Origin of the sequence: Pseudomonas sp. FP1742 (assembly GCF_030687145.1) — a bacterium.
Taxonomy (GTDB): domain Bacteria; phylum Pseudomonadota; class Gammaproteobacteria; order Pseudomonadales; family Pseudomonadaceae; genus Aquipseudomonas; species Aquipseudomonas frederiksbergensis_D.
This window is the reverse complement of sequence record NZ_CP117460.1, coordinates 1,921,737-1,935,287: the sequence shown is the minus strand read 5'-3', so window position 1 is coordinate 1,935,287 and position 13,551 is coordinate 1,921,737. Positions and strand designations below refer to the sequence as shown.

The following is a 13,551-nucleotide window of genomic DNA, read 5'->3' as shown; positions in this document are numbered from 1 at the left end:
CCCATTGAGGAAGGTCGGAATGAAGTTATCCGATGGTTTTGATGCACGCCGCTTGCGGCCCAAAGGCCAACGCAACTGGCGGTTTCGCTTCGGCGCAGCATTCGCGGCCCTGTTGGCGATGTGCGGCGTGTTACTGGCGATGGCCGGCGCGGCCAGCCTGCTGGGGCGCCCACCTGCGTTGGGCGAGTTGAACGCCAGCCCGCTGGGCTCGGCAATCATTTTGGCAGTGGGGCTGTTCGTGCTGTACCTCGGCATATTGCTATGGCGCCGCTGCCGTCGCCGTTCGCGCCAGTCGCGAGAGCTGAACATGGCCCCGCACCTGATGAAAAAACACGACTGAATCAAAGGCCCGGCGTTTTGACGGGCCTCAATTGTTATGGATAGCGCTCCGACTTGGGTAAACTGCCCCCCCTTCGCGGAGGCTGACATGCAAGACGACGATTTTTCCCTGTTCAAAAGTGCGATCCAAGGCGTCAAGCCGATCAAGCATGATCGCGCCGAAACCGGCAAACCCAAGGCCGACCGCGCGCAAATCGCCAAGCTGCGCCAGGCCGCCACCGTGCGTACCGACGCCACCACCGTTGATGGGCTGTCCGATCAGTTTGTGATTGATGTCGGCCCGGAAGACGAGCTGATGTGGGCGCGCGATGGTGTTCAGGAAAGCCAGATACGCAAGCTCAAGATCGGACAGATACCGTTCGAAGGCAGCCTCGACTTGCATGGCATGAACGTGGAAAAGGCCCGTGAAACCCTCTGGGCATTTCTGGCTGAAGCAACCAAATTCGAAATCCGCTGCGTACGCGTCACCCACGGCAAAGCCGTGCGTCTGGACGGCAAGCGGCCGATGATCAAGAGTCACGTCAACACCTGGCTGCGTCAGCATCCCCAGGTGCTCGGCTTCACCTCGTGCCAGCCGAAACACGGCGGTGCCGGAGCCGTTTACGTGATGCTCAAACGCACCATGATGGAAGGTCGCGACGAGTAAAGCTGTCGCTTCACGCTTGCAGCGCCGTGTTTGCCACCGTACCCTTGCCCTTTGCGTAAAATCCCACAGGTAGTTTCATGTCCCTGGAACAGAATTACACCGAGATTCTCGGCCAATTGGGCGAGGATGCCTCCCGCGAGGGCCTGCTCGACACGCCAAAACGTGCCGCCAAAGCCATGCAGTACCTCTGCCGCGGTTATGAACAGACGCTGGAAGAGGTCACCAACGGTGCCTTGTTCAGCTCCGACAACAGCGAGATGGTGCTGGTCAAGGACATCGAGCTCTACTCGTTGTGCGAGCATCACCTGCTGCCGTTCATCGGCAAGGCGCACGTTGCCTATATTCCGAGCGGCAAGGTACTGGGACTGTCGAAAGTCGCGCGGATCGTCGATATGTACGCCCGCCGCCTGCAGATCCAGGAAAACCTCAGCCGCCAGATCGCCGATGCGGTCCAGCAAGTCACCGGCGCCCTGGGCGTGGCGGTGGTGATCGAGGCCAAGCACATGTGCATGATGATGCGCGGTGTGGAGAAACAGAATTCGACGATGATCACCTCGGTGATGCTCGGCGAGTTCCGCGAAAACGCGGCCACTCGCAGCGAGTTTCTCAGCCTGATCAAGTAATTCGCAGTACGAAGAAAACCGGCACTGATCGCCGGTTTTTTTTCGCCTGCGAAAAATCAGGTAAGCTGCGCGCCTTCTGTTTGCCCTGAGAGACTTATACCGTGTTCGTAAAAGCGCTTCGTGTCGGCCTCGGCCAACTGATCATCTTCATCGACTTCATCACCCGTCCTGGCAAGAAGCAGCGCCCCGCCGCCGCTCAGGCTCAGGTCGAAGCGGCCGCCAAGGACCTGACCCTGTATCAGTTCCATGCCTGCCCGTTCTGCGTGAAAACCCGCCGCACCCTGCGTCGCCTGAACGTTCCGGTGGCCTTGCGCGATGCCAAGAACAGCGAACAGGATCGCCAGGCCCTGCTGGAGCAAGGCGGCAAGATCAAGGTGCCGTGCCTGCGCATCGAAGAGAATGGCCAGACCACCTGGATGTATGAGTCCAAGGTGATCATTGATTATCTGGATAAGCGATTTGCTGCGGTCTGAGGTTTTGTGGTGCTTTGACTGACGCCTTCGCGGGCAAGCCCGCTCCCACAGGGATTTGTAAGGTAGATGGAATCTGTGTTTGAAACAGGTCCACTGTGGGAGCGGGCTTGCCCGCGATGAGGCCGGTACAAACACCGCAAATCCCAGACAAAAATAAACCGGCCAATTGGCCGGTTTATTGTTTTATACCCTCCTCTCAGGCCGCTTCTGCCGCCTGTGCCTGACGCACCACCGCCGCCAATCGCTTGAGCCCTTCGTCCAGCCGCGTCGGGTCGATGTGGCTGAAATTCAGCCGCAGATGACCGTGATTGTTGTCCGGCTCAGGAAAAAATGGTTCGCCCGGCATGAACGCCACATCCGCCGCCAGCGCCGCTTTGAGCAGCGTGCGGGTATCCAGCGGCCGCTTGAGCGTCAGCCAGAAAAACAGCCCACCCTGCGGCACGTTCCAATCCGCCAGATCGGAAAAGTGCCTTTCAAGTGCCGACTGGAACGCATCCCGCCGCCCCCGGTAGAAGTCCCGCAACTCGCCCAAGTGCTGCTGGTATTTTTCAGTGCCGATCCATTGCAACGCTTGCCACTGCCCGATGCGGTTGGTGTGCAGATCGGCCGATTGCTTGAGCCGCAGCAAATGCGGAAACAGGTCCGGGCTGGCGATCAGATAACCAACCCGCAGCCCTGGCAGCAGGGTTTTCGACACGGTGCCGGTGTAGATCCAACTGGCCTTGGTCAAGCGGCTGACGATCGGTGTGGCACTGCCGCCATCGAAGGTCAGTTCGCGATAGGGTTCGTCTTCGATCAGGGTCACGCCGAATTCGTCGAGCAACGCCGCCACCGCGTCGCGCTTGGCTTCGCTGTAGCGCACCGCCGACGGGTTCTGAAACGTCGGAATCAGGTAGATAAACGCAGGTCGGTGTTGTTCCAGGCGGCTGCGCAGTTGTGCCAGGTTCGGGCCATCGGCTTCCTGTGGGACGGTGATGCAGTCAGCACCGAACAGCTGAAATATCTGCAATGCCGCCAGGTAGGTCGGCGCTTCGAGCAGGATCTTGGTGCCTTTGTCGATATAGAGCTTGGCCGCCAGATCGAGGGTTTGCTGCGAACCGCTGACCACCAACACTTGGCTCGCCTCGCACGGCACACCCAATGCGCGGGCTTCGGCCGCCAGTGCCTCACGCAGCGCCGGCTCGCCTTCGCTCATGCCGTATTGCCCCATGGCCAGCGGCATGTCCGCCCACTCGACTTTCGGCAGCATGGCTTCGGCCGGCAACCCGCCGGCGAACGACATCACTTCCGGACGCTGGGCGGCGGCGAGGATTTCACGGATCAAAGAACTTTTAAGGCGCGAGACACGTTCGGAAAAAGCCATGGGGGTCACCGGTAGCGAGGCCTGAGGAAAATGAGTCAAACTGGTTGACCGAAATTACGACAGACCGAGCGGATACGTCAACATGCTTGACCTTAAAAACCCCAGCACTCAACAACAGGCCATGGAAGCGTTTTTCTTCGGCTACCAGGCCTTCACCGCCAAGGCTGATGAAATGCTCGAGCGGCGCGGCTTGAGCCGGGTGCATCAACGCATCGTGTTTTTCATCGCCCGTTACCCTGCCCTCAGCGTCAAGGAACTGCTGGCGTTGCTCGGTGTGAGCAAGCAGGCGTTGAACATTCCACTGCGTCAGTTGGTGGAAATGCACCTGGTGAACAGCGTGGCGTCCGAGACCGACAAGCGTAAGCGGCTGCTGGAACTGACCGCGGAAGGCGCGCGGTTCGAGCAGTCGTTGCGGCGCGAGCAGGTGAAATTGCTCGAGCGGGTGTTTTCCGAGGCTGGGGAGACGGCGGTGAATGGGTGGTTGGCGGTGAATCTGGCGCTGGGGAAAAGCCAGTTGGCTACTGATTAAGCATTTTATCTGCTGGGTTTGTATTAGCCGATCCAGCGCCTTCGCGAGCAAGCCCGCTCCCACATCCGACCGAGTCCTTACAGGGGAATGCGATCGAATGTGGGAGCGGGCTTGCTCGCGAAGGGGTCAGAGTAGGCGATATATCACTATTGCCAAACTTTTCGTCTACAAAATCAAAAACATTATTTGCTTTATTTGTATACAAAAGCATAATTCGCTTCGTGCGAGTTCCTGACCATCAGGTCAACAAATTCGCAAGCACCTCAAAGGGTCGCTGCCACCCTCATGGGTCCGGCCCTGGAAATAACAATAAAACTCTTGAGGAGTACTCGCTGTGGAAAGCCGCAAATCCGAAGCCTCGACGCTGGAACTCTCGCCGCCGTTACGCAATGGCTGGCTGGAGCGCATCTTCAAACTCAGCTTGCACGGCACCACGGTGAAGACCGAGCTGATCGCCGGTCTGACAACCTTCATCACCATGGCCTACATCATCTTCGTCAACCCCAACATCATGGCCGACGCCGGGATCGATCACGGTGCCGCGTTCGTGGCCACCTGCATCGCCGCCGCGCTGGGCTGCCTGTTGATGGGTCTGTACGCCAACTGGCCGGTGGGCTTGGCGCCGGGCATGGGCCTGAACGCATTCTTCACCTACACCGTGGTCGGCACTATGGGCTACAACTGGGAAACCGCTCTCGGCGCGGTGTTCGTGTCCGGTGTGTTGTTCATGTTCCTGACCTTTTCCCGGATTCGTGAATGGCTGCTCAATAGCATTCCGGTGAGCCTGCGCTTTGCCATGGGCGCGGGTGTGGGCCTGTTTCTGGGGCTGATCGGCCTGAAAACCTCGGGCATCGTCGTCGATAGCCCGGCCACCCTGATCAAGCTCGGCTCCCTGCGCGAGCCCGGCCCGCTGCTGGCTGCCATCTGCTTCCTGATGATCGCCGTGCTCAGCTACCACAAAGTGTTCGGCGCGATCCTCATCAGCATCATCACCGTGACCCTCGCCGGCTGGGGCCTGGGCCTGGTGCACTACGAGGGCATCATGTCGGCCCCGCCGAGCCTGGCACCGACCTGGATGGCCATGAACATCGCCGGCGTGTTCAACGTCAGCATGATCAGCGTGGTGCTGGCCTTCCTCTTTGTGCACATGTTCGACACCGCCGGCACCTTGATGGGCGTCGCTCAGCGCGCCAACCTGGTGAACGCTGACGGCCGGATCGAAAACCTGTCCCGTGCCATGAAAGCCGACAGTGCCTCCAGCGTTTTCGGGGCGGTGGTGGGTGTTCCGCCGGTCACCAGTTACGTGGAAAGTGCCGCTGGCGTAGCGGCGGGTGGTCGGACTGGTCTTACCGCCGTGACCGTAGGTGTGCTATTTATTGCCGCAATGTTTTTCGCACCGCTGGCTGGCATGATCCCCGCTTATGCAACCGCCGGTGCGCTGATTTATGTAGCGATGCTGATGATGGGCGGCATGGCGCACATCGAATGGGAAGAAGCGACCGACAGCATTCCGGCGATCGTCACCGCGATCATGATGCCGCTGACCTTCTCGGTCGCCGACGGCATCGCGCTGGGCTTCATCACTTACGTGGTGCTAAAGGCCGGCACCGGTAAGTACAAGGAAATATCCGTCAGCCTGTGGGTGCTCTGCGCGATCTTCATCGCCAAGTTCATCTTCTTATAAGCGTCACGCGGTACGCGTTTCAAACCAGCCTCACCCCGTCGGGTGGGGCTTTTGTGCATAGGGAGGAAAGTGATGAGTCTGGAAACCTGGCTGCTGTTCAGCGGCGCTGCACTGGTGGTGATCCTGATACCGGGGCCACTGTCTTTGCTGATGATCAGTAACAGTCTGAATTACGGTTTGCGCCGTTCTTACCCGGCCTTTCTCGGGGGCGTGTTTGCCTCGATCTGTCTGCTCAGTGCTTCGGCGCTTGGCCTGGGCGCATTGTTGCTGGCGTCGGAACAGCTGTTCAGCGCCCTGAAAATCGTCGGCGCGCTGTACCTGTTCTACCTCGCCTGGCAGAGCTGGCAGCAATCGCGCCAACCCTCCCTGGGCGCCGAAGTGCCCCAGGCTGCGCCGGTGCCACGCTTTCGTGCACTGTTCGGGCGCGCGTTCATGCTCGGCGCCAGCAACCCGAAAGACATTTTATTCTTTGCCGCGTTCCTGCCGCAGTTTTTGAGTGCCGAACAACCGTTCCTGCCGCAGTTGCTGGTGATGATTGCCACCTGGACCGTGCTGGATCTGCTGTGCAAGCTGGCTTATGGGCTGGGGGCTCATGGCGCGGCGCGGTATCTGCGCAGTGGCAAGGGGCAGAGCTGGTTTAACCGGGTCAGTGCCGGGTTGTTCAGTGGTGCGGGCGCGGCCTCATTGTTGAGCCGCTAAGGGCAAAAGATCGCAGCCTCGTTGCACTCGACAGCTCCTACAGGGGGAATGCGTTTCCATGTAGGAGCTGCCGAAGGCTGCGATCTTTTGACTTTCCACCAGGCAAAAAAAAGCCCGCAGTGTGAGCGGGCAAAAGACCAAAGAAGCTATATGCGCAGGATTTTTTTGGGGGGGAAAGTCCTAGCTTCCTCTATAGGTCGAATAGCTATACGGCGAAATCAGCAAAGGCACATGGTAGTGATCCTGTTCGGCAGAGATGCCGAACCGCAGCACCACCACGTCGAGGAACGCAGGCTCAGGCAACTGAACGCCACGGGCGCGGTAGTAATCGCCCGCATGAAATTGCAGCTGATAGACCCCGGTACGGTAGTCATCGCCTTGCAGCAACGGCGCATCGACCCGGCCGTCGCTGTTGGTGAGCGCCGTGGCGACCAGCTCCAGCTGCGAGCCTTCGACGCGGTACAGCTCGACCTTGATCGAACTGCCCGGGCAACCGTGTGCAGCGTCCAAAACGTGTGTAGTCAAACGTCCCATTGATTCTGCGCGCCTGCCTGCGTGGAGCAGTCAGACCTCGCGCCTCCCGAAGTCAGGTGAAAAGGAGACCGCACCGTTCCGGAGCACGAAAAGTTGCGGCGAGCGACAGATTAAGACATTTTTCAAAAAAATTGTACACAATAAAAACGACATTTTTACGACCACCAACGGCATTCCTGGTTTGCAGGCGAATCTTGCGCCAAACCATAAGATCAATGGACCTTCCATCCATTAGCTGACCAGTCAGGCAGGTTTCTTGCAGTACCCTCCAATGAGAGCAGTCAGTGAAAAATGCAAAAAATCAGGCTTACAAAGTTAATATAAAGTTGTATACAATCACTCCATCGCTGTGACGCCAGCCTGCCCTCTCATCGCCAGGCCGCCACACACACCCTGACTTTGAACAAGTCAACACGAACAAGAAGGAAGACTGCAGTGAGCGCTGACTACCCACGCGACCTGATCGGTTACGGCAGTAACCCTCCTCACCCACACTGGCCGGGCAATGCCCGCATCGCCCTGTCCTTCGTGCTCAACTACGAGGAAGGTGGCGAGCGCAATATCCTTCACGGCGATAAAGAGTCCGAAGCCTTCCTCTCGGAAATGGTCTCGGCGCAGCCGCTGCAAGGCGAGCGCAACATGAGCATGGAATCCCTTTACGAGTATGGCAGCCGTGCCGGCGTCTGGCGGATTCTGAAACTGTTCAAGGAATTCGACATCCCGCTGACCATCTTCGCCGTGGCCATGGCCGCCCAGCGTCACCCGGACGTGATCCGCGCGATGGTCGAGGCCGGCCACGAAATCTGCAGCCACGGCTATCGCTGGATCGACTACCAGTACATGGACGAAGCGCAGGAACGCGAGCACATGCTCGAAGCGATCCGCATCCTCACCGAAATCACCGGCGAGCGCCCACTGGGCTGGTACACCGGCCGCACCGGTCCGAATACCCGTCGGCTGGTGATGGAGGAAGGCGGTTTCCTTTACGACTGCGACACCTACGACGACGACCTGCCCTACTGGGAACCGAACAACCCGACCGGCAAGCCGCACCTGGTGATCCCGTACACCCTGGACACCAACGACATGCGCTTCACCCAGGTCCAGGGTTTCAACAAGGGCGACGACTTCTTCGAATACCTCAAAGACGCTTTCGACGTGCTGTATGCCGAAGGCGCCGAAGCCCCGAAAATGTTGTCGATCGGCCTGCACTGCCGGCTGATCGGCCGCCCGGCGCGCCTGGCCTCGCTCAAACGCTTTATCGAATACGCTAAAAGCCATGAACAGGTGTGGTTCAGCCGGCGCGTCGACATCGCTCGCCACTGGCAGCAAACCCACCCGTACCAAGGGGCCGCCAAATGAGCCACTTCCAGACACTGAAGCCATCGACCTTGAGCCGCGACGCGTTTGTCGAAGCCTTCGCCGATATCTACGAACACTCGCCATGGGTGGCCGAGAAGGCCTTCGATCTGGGCCAGGACGCTTCAATCGACGAGATCGAAACCCTGCACCAGCGCATGAGCGACATCCTGTTGAGCGCCGATCACGCCAGCCAACTGGCCCTGATCAACGCTCACCCGGACCTGGCCGGCAAAGCCGCCGTCCAGGGCCAACTGACCGAAGCCAGCACCAATGAACAGGCTGGCGCCGGTATTCACCAATGCTCGAGCGATGAGTTTGAACGCTTCACCGAGCTGAATGACGCCTACAAGGCCAAGTTCAAGTTTCCCTTCATCATGGCGGTAAAAGGCAGCGACCGGCACCAGATCCTCGCGGCGTTCGAAACGCGCATTCACAATTCGGTCGACACCGAATTCAAATGCGCGCTGGCGCAGATCAACAAGATCGCGTTGTTCCGATTACTGACCCTATAGCGAGCTTTGCCCGAGTGTTCTCAAACGCAAACAGCACCCAGGGCACTGCAAGCATCCCAAGCCAACTTATTAAAGGCAGACAAGAAGAATGAAAGCTTACGCCGTACCTTTCGAGAAGTTCGTCAACCTGGCCGACGCCCGTCTGGGCACCAAAATCATCTCGGTCACCGATGACTGGTTCGCAGACGCCAACCGTCTGTTCCAGCCGACTCCGGCCGTGTGGAAGGAGGGCGTGTTCGATGACAACGGCAAGTGGATGGACGGCTGGGAGTCGCGCCGCAAGCGCTTCGAAGGCTACGACAGCGCAGTGATCCGCCTGGGCGTGCCGGGTTCGATCAAAGGCGTGGACATCGACACTTCATTCTTCACCGGCAACTACCCGCCATCGGCCTCCCTGGAAGCCTGCTTCCTGGCCTCGGGCGAGCCGGACGAGAATACCCAGTGGACTGAAGTGCTGTCGGCCGTCGAGCTGCAAGGCAACAGCCACCACTACCACGAAATCAATAACGACCAAGCCTTCAGCCACCTGCGCTTCAACATCTATCCGGATGGCGGCGTGGCCCGCCTGCGTGTGTATGGCATTCCATTCCGCGACTGGTCGGCGGTCGGCGACAACGAACAGGTCGACCTGGCTGCGGCCCTGAACGGCGGTCGCGCCCTCGCCTGCTCCGACGAACACTTCGGCCGCATGAGCAACATCCTCAACCCGGGCCGCGGCATCAACATGGGCGACGGCTGGGAAACCGCCCGCCGTCGCACGCCGGGCAATGACTGGGTGATCGTCGCGCTGGGCCATGCCGGTGAAGTCGAGAAAGTCATCGTCGACACCCTGCACTTCAAGGGCAACTACCCGGACAGCTGCTCGATCCAGGGCGCATTCGTGAAGGGCGGCACCGACAGCCAGATCGAAACCCAATCGCTGTTCTGGCGCGAACTGCTGCCAAGCCAGAAGCTGGAAATGCACGCCGAACACACCTTCGCCGAGCAGATCAAGGCACTGGGCCCGATCACCCACATCCGCCTGAACGTGTTCCCGGATGGTGGTGTGAGCCGCCTGCGGGTATTGGGCAAGGTCGCCAAGTAAGCGGTGAGGCCATTCGCGAGCAAGCCCGCTCCCACATTTGAAATGCATTCCCCTGTGGGAGCGGGCTTGCTCGCGAAGACGCCAGAACAGACAACACAGAACTTAACGAAAAGAAGACCAGCATGCGCACATTGACGATTGAACCGCTGACCAAAGAAGCCTTCGCCCCTTTCGGTGACGTGATCGAAACCGACGGCAGCGATCACTTCATGATCAACAACGGTTCGACCATGCGCTTCCACAAACTGGCGACGGTGGAAACCGCCACGCCAGAGGACAAGGCGATCATCAGCATCTTCCGCGCCGACGCGCAGGACATGCCGCTGACCGTGCGCATGCTGGAGCGCCATCCGCTGGGCAGTCAGGCGTTCATTCCGCTGCTCGGCAACCCCTTTCTGATCGTGGTCGCGCCACTTGGCGATGCACCTGTATCAGGCTTGGTCCGCGCCTTCGTCACCAACGGCAGGCAGGGCATTAATTACCATCGCGGCGTCTGGCACCACCCGGTGCTGACGATCGAAAAGCGGGATGACTTCCTGGTGGTTGATCGCAGTGGCACAGGCAACAACTGCGATGAGCATTTTTTCAAAGAGGATGAGTGTTTGATCCTCGCCCCCCACCAATAAGAGAAGAGTCCGATCACTCGACAACAGAGTGACGGGCGAGAGGTAAAGACTGTGGAAGCACATCTGTTGGAATGGCTGAACCTGAGCGTGCGCTGGGTTCACATGATTACTGGCGTGGCCTGGATCGGCGCGTCGTTCTATTTCGTCTGGCTGGAAAACAACCTCAATCGGGTCAACCCGAAAAACGGCCTGGCGGGCGATTTGTGGGCGATCCATGGCGGCGGTATCTACCACCTGGAAAAATACAAACTGGCTCCACCGACCATGCCGGACAACCTGCACTGGTTCAAATGGGAAGCCTATTTCACCTGGCTGTCGGGGATCGCGCTGCTGTGCGTGGTGTTCTACTCCAACCCGACGCTGTACCTGCTGGCTCCGGGCAGCACCCTGAGCGGCCCTGAAGGCGTGGCCATCGGCCTCGGCTCGTTGTTCATCGGCTGGTTCATCTACTCCTTCCTCTGCGACTCGGCCCTGGGCAAACGCCCTGCCCTGCTAGGCGCAATCCTGTTCGTGCTGATCATCGGCGCCGCCTACGGCTTCAGCAAAGTGTTCAGCGGTCGTGGCGCGTACCTGCACGTCGGCGCGATCATCGGCACCATCATGGTCGGCAACGTGTTCCGCATCATCATGCCGGCCCAGCGCGCCCTGGTGGCGGCGATCGCCGAAAACCGCACGCCCGATCCGGCGCTGCCGGCCAAAGGTTTGCTGCGTTCGCGGCACAACAACTACTTCACCTTGCCGGTGCTGTTCATCATGATCAGCAACCACTTCCCGAGCACCTACGGCAGCCAGTACAACTGGTTGATCCTGGCCGGGATCGCGGTGCTGGCGGTGTTGGTGCGTCACTACTTCAACACCCGTCACGACAGCCACAAATTCGCCTGGACCCTGCCCGTTGCGGCGGTCGGCATGATTTGCCTGGCATACGTGACTGGCCCGGCGCCGATGTCCAGCGCACCTGAAGTGGCCAAGGCACCCGGGACCATCGAGTACCAGCCGCTGCCGGAAACCGCCTTGGGCGGTGGTGCCAAACCTGAAGCGGCGCAACCTGATGCGCCTGCCGCTGCACCGGCCCAAGCCTCGAATCAGGGCCCGACGTTCGACAAGGTTCACAGCGTGATTCAGGAACGTTGCGCGGTCTGTCACTCGGCCAAACCCACCAGCCCGCTGTTCAGTGCCGCACCCGCCGGCGTGATGTTCGACACGCCAGAACAGATCCGCCAAAACGCCGCTCGCATCCAGGCCCAGGCCGTCACCAGCCAGATCATGCCACTGGGCAATATCACCCAGATGACCCAGCAGGAACGTGACCTGATCGGCGCGTGGATTGTTCAGGGAGCGCCGACCAAGTAAGTAAAAACTTGATGGAGACAGGGCTTGTGTGGCGAGGGGGCTTGCCCCCGTTCGACCGCGAAGCGGTCGTAAAACCGGCGGATGCGGTCCTCTAGATAGAACGCGATTGCTGGGATTGGGGCTGCTTTGCAGCCCAACGGGGGCAAGCCCCCTCGCCACAGCAAGCTCCCTCGCCACAGGTCTGCCTGATACAAAAATCACAAGAATAAAAAAGATCCGAGGTGTTGCATGTCCGAGCTATCCGAAGCGCGCATCCCCGACGCACCCGCCATTGCCCGTTTACCCCTTGTGCAACTGATCCTGGTCGGTCTGCAACACGTTCTGTTGATGTACGGCGGCGCCATTGCAGTGCCGCTGATCATCGGGCAGGCCGCCGGCCTGAACCGTGAAGAAATCGCCTTTCTGATCAACGCCGACCTGCTGGTGGCCGGTATCGCCACCATCGTCCAGTCGCTGGGCATCGGCCCGATGGGCATTCGCATGCCGGTGATGATGGGCGCCAGTTTCGCCGCGGTCGGCAGCATGGTGGCCATGGCCGGGATGCCCGGCATCGGCCTGCAAGGGATCTTCGGCGCGACCATCGCCGCCGGTTTTTTCGGCATGCTCATCGCTCCCTTCATGTCCAAGGTCGTGCGCTTCTTCCCGCCGCTGGTGACCGGCACCGTCATTACCTCGATCGGTTTGTCGCTGTTCCCCGTGGCCGTGAACTGGGCCGGTGGCGGTGCTGGCGCGGCTCAATTCGGTTCGCCTGTCTACCTGGCCATCGCTGCACTGGTGCTGGCTACCATTCTGCTGGTCCACCGCTTCATGCGCGATTTCTGGGTCAACATCTCGGTGCTGATCGGCATGTGCCTGGGTTACGCGATTTGCGGCGTGATCGGCATGGTCGACCTCAGCGGGATGGACCAGGCGCCGTGGCTGCAAATCGTCACCCCGCTGCATTTCGGCATGCCGAAATTCGAGCTCGCACCGATTCTGTCGATGTGCCTGGTGGTGGTGATCATCTTCGTCGAGTCCACCGGAATGTTCCTGGCGCTGGGCAAAATCACCGGCCAGGACGTCACGCCACGGATGCTGCGGCGCGGCTTGCTGTGCGATGCCGGCGCTTCGTTTTTCGCCGGTTTCTTCAACACCTTCACCCACTCCTCTTTCGCCCAGAACATCGGCCTGGTGCAGATGACCGGCGTACGTTGCCGCTCGGTAACCATCGTCGCCGGTGGCTTGCTGGTGGTGCTGAGCCTGCTGCCGAAAGCCGCGTTCCTGGTGGCGTCGATTCCGCCGGCGGTCTTGGGCGGTGCGGCAATCGCGATGTTCGGCATGGTCGCCGCCACCGGGATCAAGATTCTCCAGGAGGCCGACATCGGTGACCGGCGCAACCAGTTGCTGGTGGCGGTGAGCATCGGCATGGGACTGATCCCGGTCGTGCGTCCGGAATTCTTCGCCCACCTGCCGATGTGGATGAGCCCGATCACCCACAGCGGCATCGCCATGGCCACGCTTAGCGCCCTGGCATTGAACCTGTTGTTCAACATTCTCGGCGGTCACGAACGCGCAGCCGTTAACGACTGCCACGCCCACCCACACTGACCCAGTACAAAGCACACACCCTGTGGCGAGTTCCCACAGGGGTGGCTGCCTGCACCTCAAACAATAAAAACAAGAGGGAGCAACAGATGATTCGTACCCAGACAAGTCTGTCGTTCAGCAATGCCCCACACCTGTCG

15 protein-coding genes are annotated in these 13,551 nt (G+C 59.9%); 13 read left to right on the top strand and 2 right to left on the bottom strand.

Annotated elements, in window-relative coordinates; genetic code table 11:
- Nucleotides 1-19 precede the first annotated feature (19 nt).
- From PSH64_RS08740 to PSH64_RS08725, 4 genes are all read left to right on the top strand, one after another.
- Nucleotides 20-340, top strand: a complete 321-nt coding sequence (locus PSH64_RS08740) for a hypothetical protein (RefSeq protein WP_105339705.1) — start codon at nt 20-22, stop codon at nt 338-340.
- An 87-nt stretch (nt 341-427) separates the two neighbouring features.
- Complete coding sequence (locus PSH64_RS08735; protein ID WP_105339706.1) at nt 428-985, top strand: Smr/MutS family protein; 558 nt, start codon at nt 428-430, stop codon at nt 983-985.
- 77 nt (nt 986-1,062) lie between these two features.
- Nucleotides 1,063-1,608, top strand: coding sequence for a GTP cyclohydrolase I FolE (folE, locus tag PSH64_RS08730; RefSeq protein ID WP_007940820.1), 546 nt, complete (start codon nt 1,063-1,065; stop codon nt 1,606-1,608).
- 101 nt (nt 1,609-1,709) lie between these two features.
- The gene (locus PSH64_RS08725) at nt 1,710-2,081 is read left to right on the top strand and encodes a glutathione S-transferase N-terminal domain-containing protein (protein WP_105339707.1); all 372 of its coding nucleotides are present in this window, start codon (nt 1,710-1,712) and stop codon (nt 2,079-2,081) included.
- A 196-nt stretch (nt 2,082-2,277) separates the two neighbouring features.
- On the opposite strand, the gene PSH64_RS08720 is transcribed toward PSH64_RS08725, so the two are convergent.
- The gene (locus PSH64_RS08720; protein ID WP_305480462.1) at nt 2,278-3,444 is read right to left on the bottom strand and encodes a PLP-dependent aminotransferase family protein; all 1,167 of its coding nucleotides are present in this window, start codon (nt 3,442-3,444) and stop codon (nt 2,278-2,280) included.
- A gap of 82 nt (nt 3,445-3,526) precedes the next feature.
- On the opposite strand from PSH64_RS08720, the gene PSH64_RS08715 reads away from it, so the two are divergent.
- The 3 genes from PSH64_RS08715 to PSH64_RS08705 all read left to right on the top strand — a co-directional run bounded on the left by PSH64_RS08715 (nt 3,527) and on the right by PSH64_RS08705 (nt 6,356).
- A complete protein-coding gene (locus PSH64_RS08715; protein ID WP_305480461.1) occupies nt 3,527-3,973 on the top strand; it encodes a MarR family winged helix-turn-helix transcriptional regulator in 447 nt (148 codons plus the stop codon).
- Between the two features lie 334 nt (nt 3,974-4,307).
- Entirely contained in the window at nt 4,308-5,657 is a 1,350-nt protein-coding gene (locus tag PSH64_RS08710) for an NCS2 family permease (RefSeq protein ID WP_064619262.1), read from the top strand.
- Between the two features lie 72 nt (nt 5,658-5,729).
- Nucleotides 5,730-6,356 (top strand): LysE family translocator, encoded by a 627-nt coding sequence (locus tag PSH64_RS08705; protein WP_096479757.1) that lies wholly within the window; start codon nt 5,730-5,732, stop codon nt 6,354-6,356.
- 180 nt (nt 6,357-6,536) lie between these two features.
- On the opposite strand, the gene uraH is transcribed toward PSH64_RS08705, so the two are convergent.
- On the bottom strand, nt 6,537-6,890 hold the full coding sequence (gene uraH / locus PSH64_RS08700; RefSeq protein ID WP_007940831.1) for a hydroxyisourate hydrolase: 354 nt from the start codon (nt 6,888-6,890) through the stop codon (nt 6,537-6,539).
- Between the two features lie 435 nt (nt 6,891-7,325).
- Between uraH and puuE the strand changes: the two genes are divergently transcribed.
- The 6 genes from puuE (at nt 7,326) to PSH64_RS08670 (ending at nt 13,414) form a co-directional block, all read left to right on the top strand.
- Nucleotides 7,326-8,252 (top strand): allantoinase PuuE, encoded by a 927-nt coding sequence (gene puuE / locus PSH64_RS08695; RefSeq protein ID WP_007940832.1) that lies wholly within the window; start codon nt 7,326-7,328, stop codon nt 8,250-8,252.
- Entirely contained in the window at nt 8,249-8,764 is a 516-nt protein-coding gene (uraD, locus tag PSH64_RS08690) for a 2-oxo-4-hydroxy-4-carboxy-5-ureidoimidazoline decarboxylase (protein ID WP_305480460.1), read from the top strand. Before puuE ends, uraD begins: the two co-directional genes overlap by 4 nt.
- An 88-nt stretch (nt 8,765-8,852) precedes the next feature.
- The gene (alc, locus tag PSH64_RS08685) at nt 8,853-9,848 is read left to right on the top strand and encodes an allantoicase (RefSeq protein ID WP_007940834.1); all 996 of its coding nucleotides are present in this window, start codon (nt 8,853-8,855) and stop codon (nt 9,846-9,848) included.
- A gap of 122 nt (nt 9,849-9,970) precedes the next feature.
- Nucleotides 9,971-10,474: an ureidoglycolate lyase gene (locus PSH64_RS08680; protein ID WP_305480459.1), complete on the top strand. Its 504-nt coding sequence runs from the start codon at nt 9,971-9,973 to the stop codon at nt 10,472-10,474.
- A gap of 51 nt (nt 10,475-10,525) precedes the next feature.
- On the top strand, nt 10,526-11,827 hold the full coding sequence (locus tag PSH64_RS08675) for a urate hydroxylase PuuD (RefSeq protein WP_305480458.1): 1,302 nt from the start codon (nt 10,526-10,528) through the stop codon (nt 11,825-11,827).
- A gap of 228 nt (nt 11,828-12,055) precedes the next feature.
- Entirely contained in the window at nt 12,056-13,414 is a 1,359-nt protein-coding gene (locus tag PSH64_RS08670) for a nucleobase:cation symporter-2 family protein (RefSeq protein ID WP_305480457.1), read from the top strand.
- Nucleotides 13,415-13,551 lie beyond the last annotated feature (137 nt).